Annotated in this window: 15 protein-coding genes; 7 read left to right on the top strand and 8 right to left on the bottom strand. The window is 65.7% G+C overall.

All coding sequences use genetic code 11. The features are described 5' to 3' along the window. The 7 genes from BLU54_RS02215 (at position 1) to BLU54_RS02185 (ending at position 8,449) form a co-directional block, all read left to right on the top strand. Complete coding sequence (locus BLU54_RS02215) at positions 1-867, top strand: MurR/RpiR family transcriptional regulator (protein ID WP_091904087.1); 867 nt, start codon at positions 1-3, stop codon at positions 865-867. A gap of 12 nt (positions 868-879) precedes the next feature. Beyond that, entirely contained in the window at positions 880-2,376 is a 1,497-nt protein-coding gene (locus tag BLU54_RS02210) for an N-acyl-D-amino-acid deacylase family protein (RefSeq protein WP_091904084.1), read from the top strand. 26 nt (positions 2,377-2,402) lie between these two features. Beyond that, complete coding sequence (locus BLU54_RS02205; protein ID WP_091904082.1) at positions 2,403-2,795, top strand: RidA family protein; 393 nt, start codon at positions 2,403-2,405, stop codon at positions 2,793-2,795. Positions 2,796-2,857: 62 nt separating this feature from the next. Continuing rightward, positions 2,858-4,216 carry a GntT/GntP/DsdX family permease gene (locus tag BLU54_RS02200; RefSeq protein WP_091904080.1) on the top strand — a complete coding sequence of 453 codons (1,359 nt, stop codon included), beginning with the start codon at positions 2,858-2,860 and terminating at the stop codon, positions 4,214-4,216. Between the two features lie 150 nt (positions 4,217-4,366). Next, a complete protein-coding gene (locus BLU54_RS02195) occupies positions 4,367-5,425 on the top strand; it encodes a 4-hydroxythreonine-4-phosphate dehydrogenase PdxA (protein WP_091904078.1) in 1,059 nt (352 codons plus the stop codon). Positions 5,426-5,890: 465 nt separating this feature from the next. Then, positions 5,891-6,916, top strand: coding sequence for a LysR family transcriptional regulator (locus tag BLU54_RS02190; protein ID WP_091904076.1), 1,026 nt, complete (start codon positions 5,891-5,893; stop codon positions 6,914-6,916). A 279-nt stretch (positions 6,917-7,195) separates the two neighbouring features. Then, positions 7,196-8,449 (top strand): MFS transporter, encoded by a 1,254-nt coding sequence (locus BLU54_RS02185; protein WP_091904074.1) that lies wholly within the window; start codon positions 7,196-7,198, stop codon positions 8,447-8,449. A gap of 189 nt (positions 8,450-8,638) precedes the next feature. Here BLU54_RS02185 and BLU54_RS02180 read toward each other — a convergent pair whose 3' ends face one another. The 8 genes from BLU54_RS02180 to BLU54_RS02145 form a co-directional block, all read right to left on the bottom strand. Beyond that, positions 8,639-9,253 carry a superoxide dismutase gene (locus tag BLU54_RS02180; protein ID WP_091904072.1) on the bottom strand — a complete coding sequence of 205 codons (615 nt, stop codon included), beginning with the start codon at positions 9,251-9,253 and terminating at the stop codon, positions 8,639-8,641. A gap of 484 nt (positions 9,254-9,737) precedes the next feature. Next, positions 9,738-11,084 carry a hypothetical protein gene (locus tag BLU54_RS02175; RefSeq protein ID WP_091904070.1) on the bottom strand — a complete coding sequence of 449 codons (1,347 nt, stop codon included), beginning with the start codon at positions 11,082-11,084 and terminating at the stop codon, positions 9,738-9,740. A gap of 71 nt (positions 11,085-11,155) precedes the next feature. Continuing rightward, complete coding sequence (locus BLU54_RS02170; RefSeq protein WP_139169415.1) at positions 11,156-12,685, bottom strand: type II secretion system protein; 1,530 nt, start codon at positions 12,683-12,685, stop codon at positions 11,156-11,158. Further along, a complete protein-coding gene (locus tag BLU54_RS02165; RefSeq protein ID WP_170844982.1) occupies positions 12,660-14,168 on the bottom strand; it encodes a hypothetical protein in 1,509 nt (502 codons plus the stop codon). The genes BLU54_RS02170 and BLU54_RS02165 overlap by 26 nt, the downstream gene beginning before the upstream one ends. After that, positions 14,165-14,671 carry a hypothetical protein gene (locus BLU54_RS02160; protein WP_091904064.1) on the bottom strand — a complete coding sequence of 169 codons (507 nt, stop codon included), beginning with the start codon at positions 14,669-14,671 and terminating at the stop codon, positions 14,165-14,167. The genes BLU54_RS02165 and BLU54_RS02160 overlap by 4 nt, the downstream gene beginning before the upstream one ends. Positions 14,672-14,685: 14 nt before the next feature. Continuing rightward, on the bottom strand, positions 14,686-15,132 hold the full coding sequence (locus tag BLU54_RS02155) for a lytic transglycosylase domain-containing protein (protein WP_091904062.1): 447 nt from the start codon (positions 15,130-15,132) through the stop codon (positions 14,686-14,688). Further along, positions 15,120-15,902 carry a prepilin peptidase gene (locus BLU54_RS02150; protein WP_091904060.1) on the bottom strand — a complete coding sequence of 261 codons (783 nt, stop codon included), beginning with the start codon at positions 15,900-15,902 and terminating at the stop codon, positions 15,120-15,122. Before BLU54_RS02150 ends, BLU54_RS02155 begins: the two co-directional genes overlap by 13 nt. A 4-nt stretch (positions 15,903-15,906) precedes the next feature. Continuing rightward, a complete protein-coding gene (locus BLU54_RS02145) occupies positions 15,907-16,923 on the bottom strand; it encodes an ATPase, T2SS/T4P/T4SS family (protein WP_235837746.1) in 1,017 nt (338 codons plus the stop codon). Positions 16,924-16,925 lie beyond the last annotated feature (2 nt).

Genomic DNA, 16,925 nt, shown 5'->3' with positions numbered 1-16,925 from the left:
ATGGACCTCGTTTACCGCCTGCGCACGCGACGCGAGCAGCTGAGCCGGACCGAGTGCAAGATCGCCGACGCGGTGCTGGACGACGTTGCATTCGCGGCGTCGGCCAGCATCGATCAGCTGGCCGAGAAGGCGGGCGTCAGCCGCTCGGCCTTGACGCGGTTTGCGCAGTCGCTCGGCTGCGGCGACATACGCGGCCTGCGCATGCAACTCGCGCAGGCCAGCGCGGTCGGCCAGCGCTTCCTCGACACCGCGCCGGCCGTGCCCGAGACCTCGGCGTTCTTCGGCCAGATCGTCGGCGACATCGGCGCGACGCTCGAACGTCATTTGCGGCATTTCGACGAGGCGCGGTTTTCGACGGCCGCGGCACGACTGGCGACTGCGCGGATGACCTATGCGTTCGGCATGGGCGGCTGCTCGACGATCTTCTCGTCGGAACTGCAACATCGCCTGGTGCGGCTCGGACGGCCGGTGGCCGCGTATCACGATCCGGTGCTGATGCGCATCGCGGCCGCCACGCTCGGGCCGGACGACGCGCTCGTCCTGCTCTCGACCACCGGCGTGACGCCGGAGATGATCGAGGTCGCCCGCCTGGCGCGCGGCTATGACGCCCGGCTCGTCGTGGTCGCGCCGCCGGCTTCGCCGCTGGCCGCGCTTGGCGATGTGGTTCTACCGATCCTGCTCGACGAGACCGATTTCATCTACAAGCCGACTGCCGCGCGTTATGGCATGTTGTTGGCTATCGACCTGCTGGCCACCGAGGTCGCATTGCAGACCGCCGAGGGTAGCCGCGAATCGCTGCGACGCGTGAAGCTGGCGCTCGACGATTACCGTGGCGAGCAGCATGCGCGTTTGCCCCTCGGCGACTGACCCATACTCACCATGCATTACGACACGCTCATTCGCAACGCGCTCCTGCTCGACGGCAGCGGGGCGCCCGGCGCCATTGGCGACCTCGGCATCATCGGCGAGCGCATCGCCTTCATCGGCCGCGCTGGCGCCGACGATACGGCGGCCGATGTCATCGACGCCACCGGACTGGCCCTGGCGCCGGGCTTCATCGACGCGCACACGCACGACGACACGATCGTGATTCGCGATCCCGCGATGCTGCCCAAGCTGTCGCAGGGCGTGACGACGGTGATCGTCGGCAACTGCGGCATCAGCGCGGCACCGGTGACCTTGCGCGGCGAGCCACCGGATCCGATGAACCTGCTCGGCCCCGCCGCCGCGTTCTGCTTTCCGTCGTTCGCGGACTACCGCGCGGCCGTCGACGCCGCCGTGCCCGCGCTCAATGTCGCGGCGCTGGTCGGCCACACCGCGTTGCGCAACAACGTGATGCCGGCGCTGGACCGCACCGCGACCGACGCGGAGATCGCCGCGATGCGCACGCAGTTGCGCGAAAGCCTGGACGCCGGCGCGCTCGGCCTGAGCACCGGTCTTGCCTATGCGAATGCCCATCAGGCGACGACCGACGAAGTGGTGGCGCTGGCTGGCGAGCTCGACCGGGTCGGCGGACTGTACGCGACGCACCTGCGCAGCGAATTCGAACCAGTGCTCGAAGCAATAGAGGAGGCCTGCGAGATCGGCCAGCGCGCCAGCGCGCCTGTAATCGTCTCGCATCTGAAATGCGCGGGTGCCGGTAACTGGGGGCGCAGCCCGCAACTGCTTGGCGCTTTGGAACAGGCGGGGCGGTATCAAGCCGTCGGCTGCGACTGCTACCCGTACGCAGCCAGTTCGTCGACGCTGGATATGAAACAGGTCACCAGCGACTTCCCGATCACCATCACCTGGTCCACGCCGCATCCCGAAATGGGCGGGCGCCAGCTGGCGGACGTCGCGGCTGAATGGCAGGTGTCGTTGCACGAGGCGGCGCAACGGCTGCAGCCCGCGGGCGCCGTCTATTACGGGATGTCAGAGGACGACGTTCGCCGCATCCTGTCCCATCCGTTGACGATGGTCGGTTCGGACGGGCTGCCGGACGATCCGCTGCCGCATCCGCGGCTGTGGGGCGCGTTCGCGCGTGTGCTGGGTCACTACAGCCGCGATGTCGGCTTGTTTCCGCTGCACGAGGCGGTCCACAAGATGACCGGGCTGCCGGCGCGCCGCTTCGGCCTGGCCGGCCGCGGCGTGCTGGCGGCAGGCAATTGGGCGGACCTCGTGATGTTCCATCCGGAGCACATCGCGGATCGCGCCCGTTTCGACGACCCGGTGCAGCCGGCCGCCGGTATTCACGGCGTCTGGGTCAACGGCGTGCCCGCCTACCGCGACGGCGTGCCGCTGGCCCGCAATGGCCGCTTCCTCGCCCGCGAGCACGATTTGCGCGACGGTTTCGCGGCGGCATCGCCGCCGCGGCCGACGCAATCGCAAAGCAACTGAATCAGATCTGCAACAGGAGTGACACGATGAGCATCAAACGTTATGGCGTCGCCGGCGGGTCCGGCACCGGCGGGCAACATCTGCCGTTTGCGCGGGCGACCGAAGCGGACGGCTGGCTGTATGTATCCGGACAGACGCCGATGGTCGACGGCGAGGTGATCGAAGGCGGCATCGTTGCGCAGAGCCACCAGGCGATCCGCAATGTCCTGGCAATCCTCGAGGAAGCCGGCTACGGTCCCGAGCACGTGATGCGCTGCGGCGTATGGCTCGACGACCCGCGCGACTTCATGTCGTTCAACAAGGTCTTCAAGGAATATTTCGGCGCCAATCCGCCCGCGCGCGCCTGCGTGGTGTCGAGCATGGTCATCGACTGCAAGGTCGAAGTGGACTGCGTCGCCTACAAGAAACCGGCCGCCTGAGCCGGCCGCGGGGCGCCACGGCCCTGCCGATTTCAATTCGACTCTCGTCACGAGGAGACATCATGCCCGCTGTGCACGGCAGCCTGCTCTTGCTGTATGCATTGATCGCGGTGATCGCGTTGGTGGTGCTGATCGCCCGCTTCAAGCTCAATCCCTTCATCACCTTGATGGTGGTGTCCATCCTGCTGGCGATCGCCGTCGGCATGCCGATTCCGACCATCGTCAAGTCGTTCGAGACCGGCGTCGGGGGGGCGCTCGGGCACATCGCGATCGTCGTGGGGCTGGGCACCATGCTCGGCAAGATGATGGCCGAATCGGGCGGCGCCGAGCGTATCGCGCGCACGCTGATCGGCTTCTTCGGCCCAAAGAACGTGCACTGGGCGATGATGTGCGTCGCCTTCCTGGTCGGCTTGCCGGTGTTCTTCGAGGTGGGCTTCGTGCTGCTGATCCCGATCGCCTTCAACGTGGCGCGGCGCACCGGCACCTCGATGATCCGCGTCGGCATCCCGATGGTGGCCGGCTTGTCGGTCGTGCATGGCCTGGTGCCGCCGCACCCGGCCGCACTGCTGGCGGTCACCGCCTACAATGCGGACATCGGCCGCACCGTGCTTTTCGCACTGATCGTGGGCATCCCGACCGCGGTCATCGCCGGTCCGCTGTTCGCGCGGCTGATCGAGAAATACGTCGTGCTGAGCGGCGAGAACCCGATCGCCGACCAGTTCGTCGAGCAGGAGGCAGCCAATGCGGGGCGTGCGTTGCCGGGCTTCGGCATCACGCTGCTGACCGTGCTGTTACCGGTGGTGCTGATGTTGCTCGGCAGCTGGGCGGACGTGATCGCGGCGCCGAAGACTCCACTCAATGATCTGCTGCGCCTGATCGGGCATCCGGACATGGCGCTGTTGCTCGCGGTGCTGCTGAGCTTCTATACCTTCGGCAAGGCGCGCGGCTTCAGTCGCGACAGCATTCTGAAGTTCACCAACGAGTGTCTGGCCCCGACCGCCGGCATTACCCTGGTGGTCGGCGCGGGCGCCGGCTTCGGACGCATCCTGATGGACAGTGGCGTGTCGACCGCCATCGTCGACGTTGCCACCGGCGCGCACGTGCCGCTGCTGTTGCTGGCATGGCTGGTGGCGGCGCTGATCCGCGTGGCGACCGGCTCCGCAACGGTGGCGATGACCACTGCCGCCGGCATCATCGCGCCGATCGCCGCCGCGGCGACGGGCACGCGCCCCGAGTTGCTGGTGCTGGCTACCGGCGCTGGCTCGGTCGTGCTTTCGCACGTCAACGACGGCGGCTTCTGGCTGATCAAGGAGTACTTCAACATGAGTGTGCCGCAGACATTCAAGACATGGACCGTCTGCGAAACGATCATCTCCGTGACCGCGCTGCTGCTGACGATGGGGCTTGCGACGGTCGTCTGACGGCGGCCGCCGCGCCAGCCTCGGCCAGCGTTCACGACCGGTGAACGCTGGCCGCGCGAATCGCTGATGGCAATCGCCACGGCTTGCGCTCATAGTGTTTGCAAAGTCAAGGCGGGCCGTTCCTGGCCCGCGTTCGCAAGGAACACAATAATGAGCGCCGAAGTCTCCCAACCGCTGGAAAGCGATTCCCTCCGCAGCGCCGCGCCCGGCGCACAGACGGCTGGCGCCAAGGACGCGCGTCCGCACATCGCGCTCTGCATCGGCGACCCCGCCGGCGTTGGCCCCGAGATTATCGTCAGCCTGCTGGCCGACGCAGCGCTGGGCGAGCGGGCCCGCGTGACGCTGATCGGCAACGGCCCGGCCTTGGAGGCGGCTGCCGCGTCGCGCAAGCTACCGGTGCCGGTGTCGAACGACTGGCTCACGGTGATCGACTGGCGTGGCTATGACCGCCATTTCACGCCGGCCACCGTCGGCGCCGACAACGGCGCGTTCATCCTCGAATCGCTCCAGCTCGGCACGCGTCTGGTCACCGAGGGCGATGCGGACGCGCTGTGCTTCGGCCCGCTGAACAAGGGCGCGATGCGCAAGGGCGGCATGCAGGAAGAGGACGAGATGCGCTGGTTCGCGCGGATCCTCAACTATGGCGGCACCTGCGGCGAGTTCAACGTGCTCGACAAGCTGTGGACGGCGCGCGTCACGTCGCATGTGCCGCTGGCGTCGGTGTCGTCGTTGCTGACCGCCGAGAAGGTCGCCGGCGCGATTCAGATGCTGCACGGCGCACTGGTGGCATCGGGCAACCAAGCCCCGCGCATCGGCGTCTGCGGACTGAATCCGCACAACGGCGACAACGGCAACTACGGCAGCGAGGAAGGCGACATCATTGCCCCGGGTATCGAACTGGCGGCGGAGCGTGGCGTCACGGCGGAAGGTCCGTTCCCGGCGGACACGATCTTCCTGCGCGCGCGCGCCGGCCAGCTCGACGGCATCGTCACGATGTATCACGACCAGGGCCAGATCGCGACCAAGCTGCTCGGTTTCGACATTGGCGTGACGGTGCAGGGTGGCCTGCCGATCCCCGTCACGACGCCGGCCCACGGCACTGCCTACGACATCGTCGGCAAGGGCATCGCCCAGACCACCGCGATGGTCAACGCGTTCGACCTCGCCTGCCGGATGGGCCTCGGCAGTCGCGCGCAGCGCGGCAGGTAAGGGCAGCAGATGAGCGCAGTCCCGACCTGGTTCGGTCGGCCCGCCGCGCGAATCGCCGCAAGCCGCGCAGGTCGCAGGTAGCAGGTAGCAGGTAGCAGGTAGCAGGTCGTTCGGGCGCGGCGTACAGGCAGCGTCCGTCCCGCCTCGGCTTGTATCGCCGCGGTGCTGCGACTCGCGGAGCGCATGTCCGCCGGCGGGCAGACCGCCTTGCGCGACCCGCCGCGGCGTCAGGTTCGGTCCGCTGGGTAACCGTTGGACAACCGCTGAGCAACTCAGCGAGACCCGACCGTAGCCCGTTCCGCGGTGATACGAAGCCGCCGATGCGCACGGCGCAGACGATCGGCGGCAAGCGTTCCGTTCATGCCGCCATCGGCGCGCACCGGGCATAACGGCGGGACGGCACGGCGGCTATCTTAGAATGGCGGTCTCAGCCAGCGGCACGCGCCGCGCCGACTCCGAGCCGCCATGCCGCCGCACCCCTCCGATCCGAAGCCAGACCCCGCCAACGCTCCGGCCTCGGCGCCTGCGCCGGCCCGCAGCGAGCCGTCCGCTGGCGGCAAGCAGTCGCCCGCCCTCCGCGCCGGCGTGCGTTTCGACCTGACGACGATGCGCCTGTTCGCGGCGACTGCGGAGCTGGGCAACATCACGCACGCCTCCGGCCGCTTGCACCTGGTGCCCGCCGCCGCTTCGCGGCGCATCCGGGAGCTGGAGGAGCAGCTTGGTCTACCGCTTTTCGTCCGGTTGCCGCACGGCATGGCGCTGACCGATGCGGGCCGCGCCATGCTCGCCCATGCGCGCAGCCTGCTGCATGCGGTCGAGCGCATGCAGGACGACGCGGCCGCCTTCCTGCACGGCGAACGCGGCATCGTCCGCGTTGCGGCCTGCACGTCCGCGGTGCTGCAGTTCCTGCCAAGCGATATCGCGGCATGCGCCGCCTTGCACCCGGATATCCGCATCGATCTGCAGGAGATGAACAGCGAGCGGGTAATTCAGGCGGTCCGGCGCGGCGTCGCCGACCTTGGCGTCTACGAGCCGTCGGTCGGCAGCGTGCGCCTGCCGACGCATGCATACCGGGCGGACCGGCTGTGCGCGGTGGCCCTGCGCAGCCATCCGCTGGCGGCCCGCGCAGCCGCCGGCGTGACGATCGAGATGCTGCTCGACCACGATCTGATTGGCTTGACGGAGGGCGCTTCGGTGTCGATCACGCTGGCGCGACTCGCCGAGGCCGCTGGCAGGGCGCTTCGCATGCGCATCCGCGTCGGCAGCTTCGACAGCATGGCCGCCATGATCGCCGGCGGCTTCGGCATCGGTCTGATGCCGGAGGCGGTCGCTCGTCAGATTGCCGCCGCCGAGCAGTTCGTCCATCTGCCCATCGACGGCGAATGGGCGGCGCGTCGCTTCGTGCTGTGTCACCAACCGCGCGACTCGCTGGCGCTCGCCGCCGAGCCTGTCATCGCCTCCCTGATCGGCGCACCCCTCGCGCCGGGCTGATACTGCGTTCACCAAGCGTCAACGCTGCCGGCGCAAATCGCTGATGGCATCGCGGTAGCGGCTCGCGGCATAGTGCGGCACGGAGGCGGGCACGCTCGCCATTCAAATCAAAAACCACCGGCCGGGAGGCGTGGCACCCCGCTTGCCGTGCGTATCCCCGCGGCCGGTTCGCGTGGTCGTGGGCACGAGCCCGCCCACGCGGCGCGGCATGCTTGCGGCCGTGCACGACAAGACAGGAGACGTCCCTTGGGCAACCAGCAATCGCACGTCAGCCGGAATATGCTCGCCATATTCTGCGCGATGTCGTTCATCCTCTATCTCGACCGCGTGAATCTCGCGGCTGCGGCGGGCCCCATCAAGGCCGAGCTCGGCCTGAGCAACACCACGCTTGGCCTGGCGTTTTCGGCCTTCGGCTACACCTACGCGATCTTCCAGTTGGTCGGAGGCTGGGTCGCCGACCGTTTCGGCGCGCGGCGCACGCTGCTGGTTTGCGGCAGCCTGTGGGTCGTCGCAACCATCGCCACCGGCATGATCGGCGGCTTGGTGTCATTGTGTCTGGCGCGGCTGCTGCTCGGCGTGGGCGAGGGCGCGGCGCTGCCCGCGCAGGCACGCGCCATCACCAACTGGGTCGCGAAGCCGCAGCGGGGCATGGTGCAGGGCCTGACGCACTCGTTCTCGCGTCTTGGCAATGCCGTTGCGCCGCCGCTCGTGGCGGTGCTCATCGCATTGCACTCGTGGCGCGCGGCGTTCTTCGTGGTCGGCGCGATGACCGCGGTCTGGCTGGTGATCTGGTTCCTGTATTACCGCGACGACCCGCGTCAGCACCCCGGCGTCAGTCAGGCGGAACTTGCCCGCCTGCCGATTGCCGAGACGCTTGCCGCCAACGATGCCGAGCCGCGTGCCCGCTGGGGCGCAATCCTGCGCCGCATGCGGCCGACGATCGGCGTCTACTTCTGCATGGTCTGGTCGAACACGCTGTTCTTCAGCTGGATGCCGATCTTCTTCATGCAGTCGCAGCACTTGAACATCAAGGACTCGGCGCTCTATTCGTCGGGCGTGTTCCTGGCCGGTGTCGTCGGAGACCTGCTCGGCGGCGTAATCAGCGACCAATTGTTGAAGCGCACCGGACGCCTGGCCTTCGCACGCCAAAGCGTCATCGTGGTCAGCATGCTGGGTGGCCTGGCCTGCTTCATCCCAGTCCTGATCAGCCATGACGTGGTGGTCATCGCGTCCTGCCTGAGCGGCGCGTTCTTCTTCCTCGAACTGACGATCGGACCGATCTGGGCGGTGCCGATGGACATCGCACCACGTGAAGCCGGCACGGCCAGCGGCATGCTGAACTTCGGCGCCGCGATGGCGACGATCATTTCGCCGATCGTCTTCGGTGCGGTGATCGATTACACGGGCAGCTGGACGCTGCCGTTCGCCGGTGCGATCGGCTTCCTGGTCCTGGGTGCGATCCTGGCGCTGTTCATTCGTCCGGACCGCAAGGTGGTCCGCGACCTGCCGCCGGTCGCGACGGTGCGCCCCTGACGGAAGGCGTCGGCGCCGCTCCATTGCGGACCTAGCCGACCCACGAAAACAAACGGCCCCGTATGGGGCCGTTTGTCTTCCTGCGCGTGCTGTCGAAGCGGCAAGAAGCGAAGAATCCTGCCTCCGCCGCATCGATCTACTGTTCGGCATGGGGACAGCCGGCGGCACAGGCGCCGCCGACGCGTGCCATCAGCTGGCCCGCGCCTCGTCGAAGCGGCGCGTCACCTCCGGCCAATTCACGACGTTGTAGAACGCGGCGATATATTCCGGTCGGCGGTTCTGATAGCGCAAATAGTACGCGTGCTCCCAGACGTCGAGGCCGAGGATCGGCTTGGTGCCGGTCATCAGCGGGCTGTCCTGGTTGGCGGTGCTCTCGACTGCCAGCTTGCCGTCCTTGCCGACCGTGAGCCAGGCCCAGCCGCTGCCGAAGCGACTGAGGGCCGCCTTCGTGAAGGCCTCCTTGAACGCATCGAAGCCGCCCAGATCGCGCTCGATGGCCTCGCCCAAGGCGTCGCGGGGCGCACCGCCGCCATTCGGCGTCATCACGGTCCAGAACAGCGAGTGGTTGGCGTGGCCACCGCCGTTGTTGCGCACCGCACCGCGGATCTTTTCCGGCAAGCTATCGATCTGCGCAATCAACTGCTCGACCGGCTGCTCGGGCACGCCGCTGCCTTCCAGCGCCGCATTCAGATTGTTGATGTAGGTTTGGTGGTGTTTCGTGTAGTGGATTTCCATCGTCTGCGCATCGATGTTCGGCTCGAGCGCGTCGTAGGCATACGGCAACTTGGGAAGCGTGTAGGGCACGTGTGTTCTCCTTTTTGACGAAACGGAAACCTTTACATTAAACGGTTCTCATTTCCCTGATGATGACGGGGGTTCTTGCGGATTGTCCTCGGCCTGTGCCGGACGGTTTGACGGCTGCGCCGGTTGTCCCGAAGTCGCGGTTCTGTGAGGATCTACGGCGCGCTTGAAAGAGGGGCCGCATGTCGAGAGGTCTGCTGACATGCGCATCTTTCGGGTATCGAAGCCAGCTTCCGTCCGAACCTCCACGTCTCGTTCCAATCCGACTGACCAGCCGTCTTGCAGCAAGAAGCGCGCCCCGGCCGGTGGCAGCCCCGCGCCTCAATGGGTCAACCATCCCAACGCTTCGTGACAACGGTTTCGCAAACCGCACCTCGCCTGCCTGAAGGTAACCTCGCGTGCGCCGGACTCGCAACCACCGACAACGCTGTGCCATTCGCGCATTGGGGGAGTGAGAAGCGCTAGCGGGCATTGCGCCGTTGGCCGATCAACCAGCCGAGATCAACTGGATTTCGCCAGGTTGCAACTGCCATTGAAAAGATCTCGACGTGCCGACAACGGCCTCGCCAAGCCTCGCTTGCGCACGCACGCTGGTTAATTCGGCCAGTGAAATCTTCCTTAGAATGACCGAGAGTCCCAGCGAAGATGCCCGTGGATAGTCGTAGTTCGGAGATACACCCGGCTTCGTGTCGGTGACGTGGAAGCGAAAATGCTGCCACGGCGACGCCGATCCATCTGGCGATCGTACGTCGAAGTCGATATACACGTCGTCTCGCAAGAAACGTCCATGGTCCTTGCCATCGTAAGCTTTGAAATCGAGATTCCGCAGATAAGCGACCAGGTTCCTCTGCGACCATTCGCTGGTGGCGGTACTGTCGATGCCAACGCTCGCAATCATGCGATAACGGTTTGCTTGGGGATATCCGGCCATCACCTTGATCGGTTCAGTATCGGCACTCGAGACATCGAGGCCGGTGCCGCGAGCGCGGACGCGTGCGACGATGCGTTGCTCCAGCCAGCACCGCTGGAGCGGAATTTCAATTGACGTGGTCTGAGACGAGCGCGAAGCGTCCTCGTGAATTTCAACGGATTTGCAGGCCGTGGGATCGACGGTCTCGACCGAGACGTGGTAACGCAGTGCGCCACGAGCACGGACGCGTAGCTTGAGCGAGTCGCTTTCCCAGACTGGTCGCCAAGGCGCACCTAGTGCCGCGACATGGTGCTGGCCCTCGCTGCCGTACAGGCTCTCGAGGTGAAGCCTGACTTGGGTGCCGGTGCCCGCGTCTGCCAGCGCGACCGCGGCGACATGCTCGTCATTCGTGAGCTCGTCAGGCGACAACCAGGCGTCCCGCTCTTCCGTCCATTGCGCGCCGGTGCCGATGAAGGCCCCGGCGCGCAATACGCCAGCCGTGGCCCCGATCATGCGTGCAACCTTGTTGTTCCAGACGGCATCGCGCTTTCCTTCCCGCCAAGCGAGGACCATTCCTTTGCTATGCCGCATCGCCAACTCGGTCGGGTCGGCGTGCTCGCTGCCTTTCGCCTCGTCGAGACGCATCTTCGTCTGCAGCCGCACGCCCGGCGGCAGCTTGATCGCGCTTTCGCTCAGCAAGCCTGCCTTGACGAGTCGGGCGAGGGGAACCTCAAGCGCCTCCGCAGCGCCGACCTTCAATGACGCGCCTTCGATGCGTCCATATCGCGATAGCGCGGTCGCCACGTCTTGCATTGACTTTGCCAGGATCCGCTGCTCTTGCGCCTGCCGCGCATTGGCGATCCACGTTTGACTGATAAGCGCAAGCAGGGCAAGCAGCCCAGCCCACAGCACCGAGTCAAGCATGGACAGACCACGCGAGCGGTTGCCGGCTCGGTGACCTCGCGGACGTCTAATGCCGCAGAAATTTTGCATTGCTAAAGTGTCTTTTCGAAGGTTTGCTGCTTGAAGTCGTTGTAGCCCTCTTCATCGGCTGTCCAGCGACGGGAGAAAACCGGATAGTTCTCGGATTTCCCCGATGCGTGGATGATCACCATGCCGCCGTTCAAATGTACGCTGTCGTGGGTATGACACTTCTTGATGAAGGTGTGCATCCAGGCCGATGAGGAGCCGGGGCCGACGACCTGCCCGACCCGTGCCAACGAACGGATTTTCAGGACTGGCCAGGTGTAGCTGTTATTGGGTTCGCTCGGACCAGCCAGCCATGAGCCTTGAAAAAGCGACTTTGGCGTGGAGTAGGAAGTCAACTGGAAGTCGAACGGTTCGAGAAATATCAGCGTCTCCGGCCTTGCCAGTGCGGCGTTTCGGGGCACCAGAACGACTTCCTCCGCGAGCAGCTGGGAGTTGTAGATAGCAGACGCGGCCCCCGCCCCGGCATTGTTGTAGTTGCATCCCTCATCGCTGCGGCTTTGCGGCTTTTGCGACGAGAAGGAATGGTAGCGGGCCTTGATTCGATCAATTGGCGGCTTCGGATAGCGTCCGACGGAAAAACGTTTGCTCATGCCGTCTACCAGTGCCGCGCCGTTGTCGACCTGGGGGCGGATCACAAAGTACAGCGTCCGGCCGAACCATTCCGTCCTTGGCGCAATGCGGATGGTTCTTTCCGTCACATCCCTTCGGCTCCACTCGGGAGAGGGCTTGTCCGCGTCGTAAAGCATGATGGTCGCGCTTTCGGCGCCGACCAGCCGCCAGTTCAATTCAAGATCGTCACTGGTGTAGAGCGGCGTCCACTGTTGCGGATTGAGGCCACTGGTTTCGGCCGCATTGCGGACGGTGTATTCGACCGACGTAACGGCTGGCACCAAGGTCGTGGCGCGTCCGGCGTGTGCGACAAGCACGGCGAGTTGACCGTTTCCAACCTGCGGCCAGATGCCCCGCTCGGCCAGCCACGACTGCGACAGTCCCGACAGCGCCCCTCCGGATCGGGCCCGGTGCCCGCCTGCCGTGCCAATCAACTTGACGACGCGACCTGCCTGAACATCGGTGCCGGTGAAGTCATCGGTAGTGACCAGGCCGACGAAGGTGTCCGTACCCGTGACCGGATTGCGGTCGTGGCGAACCCATGCGCTGATCTTCGTGCGGGTATGCTCCGCGTCCGGAACGCGATGGGGTAGGTAGGTCGCGCTCAGCAGCGCCGTCACGTCTCGCTCTGCGCCGATGGGGATCGCACTCAGTTCAGCAGGTCGGCCAGCGCCCAGCAGTTGATCGAGCGCTTGTGCGTACTGCTGTAACGTAGTGGCCAGACTTCGCGCGCGCAGCGCCTCGGCGTCGTCGCGTAGCAGGTATGCCAGACCTGAGAGCGCCAGGCTGATGCAAATCAGCGCAAGGATCGTTTCGAGCGCGGAAATGCCACGCTGGAGAGCGGCACGACGAACGTGCGGCGCCGCTTGCCGCTCCAACGTGGGCGACGTCCGACCGCGCTCAATCGAGATAGATTTCACTTGCATCGTTGAAACTGTGCTCGGTGGGCGGTCCGTTCGCGGCGAATGGCTGTCGCAAGTAGCCGTCCTTGATCGCAACCACTTCGTAGGGCTTTACGCCGCCGTTGATGCCAGCGCGCAGGTCCACGACGAATGCATCTTCATGACGGCAGTTGTAAACAAGCTTGCGCATCCGTTGTTGCTGTTCAAGATCGGAGACGTTCGCCTTGTCCCACCTGTCGCTAGGAGCGTGCAGTTTCAAGACGATCGATCCGGATTGAGGGGTGCCATGCGATTCGGCTATGCTCCCGAGACCGCGGTCCCGGCGCACGTCGAATCGAAATTGCAGCTCGAACGGGCGCAGGTACCTCGCTTCGCGTGGCACGTTGTACCGATTCGGCGCGGCGATTTCGATCTGCTCAAGCCCAACGTACATATTGGTCTCCGGAAACCGGGTTTCTAGATAGAGCAGGCAGATGGCGTCCCGGCCGTTCAGACGCTCTCTGTCCGACGCGGTCCAGACCTTGTATTTCAGCGAAATCTTGCTCACTGGCGCACCGTCGTAATCGCTGACGCGGATCGGTCCGGTCGTCGCCGGCCGCAGCGTCTCGACGTCGTCGCTGAACGGCGTGACGCGCGCCACGATCGATTTGCCGAGCATGTCCGGCACCGGAGTGAGCACGTAGGCCGTCTTTCCTTCGAGCACCTCGTTGACATACACCCGAGGTTCCTCGTCCAACGCGATGACCTCGAGCCGCACCCGTGGCACGTTCTTCGCCTGCCACGTGATGCGCATGGTGTCGGTGGAATACAGCGGTTGCCACACGCCCGCATCGCGACCCTGGGCTCTCGCGGCACTTTGCGGTTCGTAGTGCAGATCGGAGACGGCGGGGGAACTGATTACGCGCGCCCGTTCGGGAAGCGTAAATACCATTGCGACCGGCCGGCTCGCCTGCGGTACCCTGTTCCAATCGGCGGAGACGGTGCGCCAATTGCCCGCGATCCCGGTCACTTCACCGCGATCGTTCACGGCGCCCCCGCCAAACTCGACACGGCTTGCGATCGACCCGAGCGTCTTCTCCGGGAACGGCGCCCCGTCCACTACTGCGACGAGTCCTTCCGCTTGCCTCAGGGTGCACTTCGGATCAACGCATCGGGCACGCACCAAGGTTCGAATCGAGCGTCCGTCAGCCCGCTTGCTTTGCCAATGGCGGGCTACGTAGTTGCCATCGCGTAACGCTGCACTGATGTCGATCACGCCTTTGTCGCCGTCGGCCAGGAGCTTCTCCGCGTGATCTTCGAGGTAGCTGCGGGTCGCGCGAGCGTAGAGCGTGATCCACTCCGCCACATTGCGTTCGTCCAAGGCCCGCGTCATTGCAGCGCGTGTCTGAAACCAGCCCATTAGCAGGGTGGATATCAATAGCAGGGCGAAAGCCACTTCTGTCATTGAGATACCGCGCTGAAGCCGCGAGCGGGCTGCAACGCGCGTGGCGCGGGTTGTGAGGCTCAATCCCATAGTGTAAGAATGACTGGATCGTCCAGGGACAGGCCGAGTTGCGCAATAGCGGTCCTGAATTCGTTGCGCACCTCGCCGGTCTGCATCGTCACTTCGCCGTTCAAGTCGGTCACCTTGCCGATTAGACTGGCATCCCCAAACAGCGTGGTCAGTCGTTCACGTACGTTGACAGAGCCGGTTTCAGTGGCCGCTGCTTTGAGCAGAGCCGTCGCCACACCGCTCTTATTGCACAACGAGACGATGCGCCGGGCGAAGCCGCCCTGCCTGAGTGCCTGCGGCAAGAACGCGCTGGAGTCCATGCGCCAGGTCGCGTCGAGATCGCACTGGATGGGCCGCGCGTCGGTCAGGTAGCGCAGCGCGGCCGTGTGCTGACCGCCCATGCTCTCCGCGAGGGCAGCACTGCGCCGTAACTCGACGTTGCGGCTCAGATCGCCTTGAATCATGCTGACCGATTGAAGCGCGAACACCAGCGCCATCAGCAAAAACAGGATCGGCATCGGCAATGGCTCCGTTACCGCTGTGCGGTGGTGGCAGCCGAGCGTCTGCTTGCGATGCGCCGGTGAATGCGCCGCACGCGCTGACGGTACGACTCTGCGAAACGTGGCGTACGCGAGTGATAAAAACCGACGCCTTGCCATACATCGCCGTGAGCGCTTTCAATCGCGCGCGCAAGAATCCAGCCGCCGACCGCCACGTTGTAGCAGGAATCGTCGCGCAGGCGTGTGTATGCGCGGCTTGCATCGCCACCCGCATGCGCCCGCGCGACGTGCTGCAGCCAGGCCGAGGTGTTGATCTGCATGACACCCAGATCCTCGCTGCCGTTGCGGTTGCGGGATGCTGCACCGATGTCGCCGCGTTCGGCGATGATCACGGCCGCCAGCACGTCGGGCGGCAAACCGTTGACATGGGCCGCCTGCAGCACGCAGGCGACGAAGGTATTGGCGATCAGAGCAGGCATAGCGCAAAGGACAGCGACAGGGCAGGGCCGAACGGCATCCAGACGCGACCGGATCGGCGCGCCGGCAATGCGTAGACGAGGAAGCCGAGCGCGGCGAGAATCAGGAACATGGGCAGATGGGTCCAGCCCAGCCACGCACCGGCCGCACTGACGAGCGCGACGTCTCCCCCCGCGAACGCGTCGATCCGTTTCAGGCGGCTGGTGAGCGCCATTGCCGCCCACGTCGCACCGAATCCCAGTGCGCCGCCCACGGCGCGGCTCCAGATGTCCGGCTCGAAGGGCGACGCCAGCAACCCGGTCCAGAACAGCGGCAGGGTCACCACCGCCGGCAGCCACTGTTCGCACGCGTCGATCCAGGCGAGAAACAGCAGCACCAGCCACAATGCTGCGGCCCACACGGCATGCTGCTGCGTGCCGAAATGCAGCACACTGGCGCAGGCGAGCAAACCACCGGCCACTTCCATGGTCGGGTAGCGCAGCCGCACCCGCATGCCGCAATGGCCGCAGCGGCCCTTGGCGAAGAAGTAGCCAAGCACCGGGAGCAGCCGCAGCCATCCGACGCGGTGACCGCAGCCGTCGCAGCGCGACGCGGGCCGCACGATGCTCAAGCCCGGCATCGGATCGTCCCGCCAGCCGAGTTGATGCGGCAGGCGGTCGACGACCACGCCGGCGAAGCTCATTGCGATTGCGCCGAACCAGAACGCGGTCGCATAGCGCAGCCATGCGAGGCCGGGTGCCGAGGCAAAGGTGAGGGCGATGTCGTCGAGCATCGCTTCACCGTGCGACGGGTAGCATGCCGCGCGCGATCTTCATCCGCTGCGCCTCGATGTCCGTACTGAGATGCTCCAGCTTGCCGCTGCGAATCTTGGCGCGCAGGCCATGGTCGTCGCCAAGGCAGAGCATCTGAGCATGCAACGCGCGCTTGCCGGGCTCCGATTCGAGCGGGCGCAATTCCTGGTGGAGCACCGCCAGCAAGCCGTCGGCCAGGATCGAGCGGGCGAGGTCGGTGGAACCAGTCGCCGCGGCTGCGATCTGCTGCAGCGCCAGGATCGCGCCCGGGATGGAGTTGCCGTGGATCGTCGCGACGACGAGGTGGCCGTTCACCGCGGCGCGAATCGCCTCGTTCGCCACGCTGGGCGCGCGTACCTCGCCGACGAACACGAAGCGCGGGTTGTAGCGCATCGCGGCGATCATCGCGGCCTCGTAGCCGCCAGCCTGCTTGGCGTCGATCTGATACCAGAGCCCCTGCCGCCGCTCGCCGTAGCTGCCCTGCACGGGGATCTCGGGCGGATCCTCGATCGCGATGATGATGTCGCCAAGTCGGGTTGCGTAGTCGTCGAGCAGCGAGTAGATCGTGGTGGTCTTCCCGGAACCTGTCGCGCCGGCCATCAGGATCATGCCGTGCCGGTCGCCAAGCGCGCGCAGCATGTCGACCATTGCCGGTTTCATGCCAAGCGCTTCAAGCTTCGGCACGGGATAGCGTGCGCGGCGCAGGAAGAAACCGTGCCCATCGATGGTCTGCACGCGTGCCACCCGGTAAGGCACGCCATCGTGCATCACGAAGAATTCGCGTTTGTCGGCCTCGGCGTCCAGCCGTTCCCGAATGCGTTGCACGTCGTCTTCATAGCCGCTTGGCAACGGCACGACCGGTCCGGGATGACCGTGCACGTGACGCAGGAACGCATCGCCATTGCCCCAGATCATCAGATCCGCGAACTGCAGGTCGCACAGGCGCTGCTCGGAACATGACGGGCCGGCCATGCCGTTTGGATGGGAGGGGAGTCGAGTCATCG

The organism is Chitinasiproducens palmae, from assembly GCF_900095735.1.
GTDB lineage: Bacteria > Pseudomonadota > Gammaproteobacteria > Burkholderiales > Burkholderiaceae > Chitinasiproducens > Chitinasiproducens palmae.
The sequence above is the reverse complement of the archived record's forward strand: the minus strand, read 5'-3'. Positions and strand labels throughout refer to the sequence as shown.

Excerpts from the sequence above, each read along its gene's own strand:
- BLU54_RS02215 (WP_091904087.1), top strand. The coding sequence starts at position 1 with ATGGACCTCGTTTACCGCCTGCGCACGCGACGCGAGCAGCTGAGCCGG.
- BLU54_RS02210 (WP_091904084.1), top strand. The coding sequence starts at position 880 with ATGCATTACGACACGCTCATTCGCAACGCGCTCCTGCTCGACGGCAGC.
- BLU54_RS02205 (WP_091904082.1), top strand. The coding sequence starts at position 2,403 with ATGAGCATCAAACGTTATGGCGTCGCCGGCGGGTCCGGCACCGGCGGG.
- BLU54_RS02200 (WP_091904080.1), top strand. The coding sequence starts at position 2,858 with ATGCCCGCTGTGCACGGCAGCCTGCTCTTGCTGTATGCATTGATCGCG.
- BLU54_RS02195 (WP_091904078.1), top strand. The coding sequence starts at position 4,367 with ATGAGCGCCGAAGTCTCCCAACCGCTGGAAAGCGATTCCCTCCGCAGC.
- BLU54_RS02190 (WP_091904076.1), top strand. The coding sequence starts at position 5,891 with ATGCCGCCGCACCCCTCCGATCCGAAGCCAGACCCCGCCAACGCTCCG.
- BLU54_RS02185 (WP_091904074.1), top strand. The coding sequence starts at position 7,196 with ATGCTCGCCATATTCTGCGCGATGTCGTTCATCCTCTATCTCGACCGC.
- BLU54_RS02175 (WP_091904070.1), bottom strand. The coding sequence starts at position 11,084 with ATGCTTGACTCGGTGCTGTGGGCTGGGCTGCTTGCCCTGCTTGCGCTT.
- BLU54_RS02170 (WP_139169415.1), bottom strand. The coding sequence starts at position 12,685 with ATGCAAGTGAAATCTATCTCGATTGAGCGCGGTCGGACGTCGCCCACG.
- BLU54_RS02160 (WP_091904064.1), bottom strand. The coding sequence starts at position 14,671 with ATGCCGATCCTGTTTTTGCTGATGGCGCTGGTGTTCGCGCTTCAATCG.
- BLU54_RS02155 (WP_091904062.1), bottom strand. The coding sequence starts at position 15,132 with ATGCCTGCTCTGATCGCCAATACCTTCGTCGCCTGCGTGCTGCAGGCG.
- BLU54_RS02150 (WP_091904060.1), bottom strand. The coding sequence starts at position 15,902 with ATGCTCGACGACATCGCCCTCACCTTTGCCTCGGCACCCGGCCTCGCA.
- BLU54_RS02145 (WP_235837746.1), bottom strand. The coding sequence starts at position 16,923 with ATGACTCGACTCCCCTCCCATCCAAACGGCATGGCCGGCCCGTCATGT.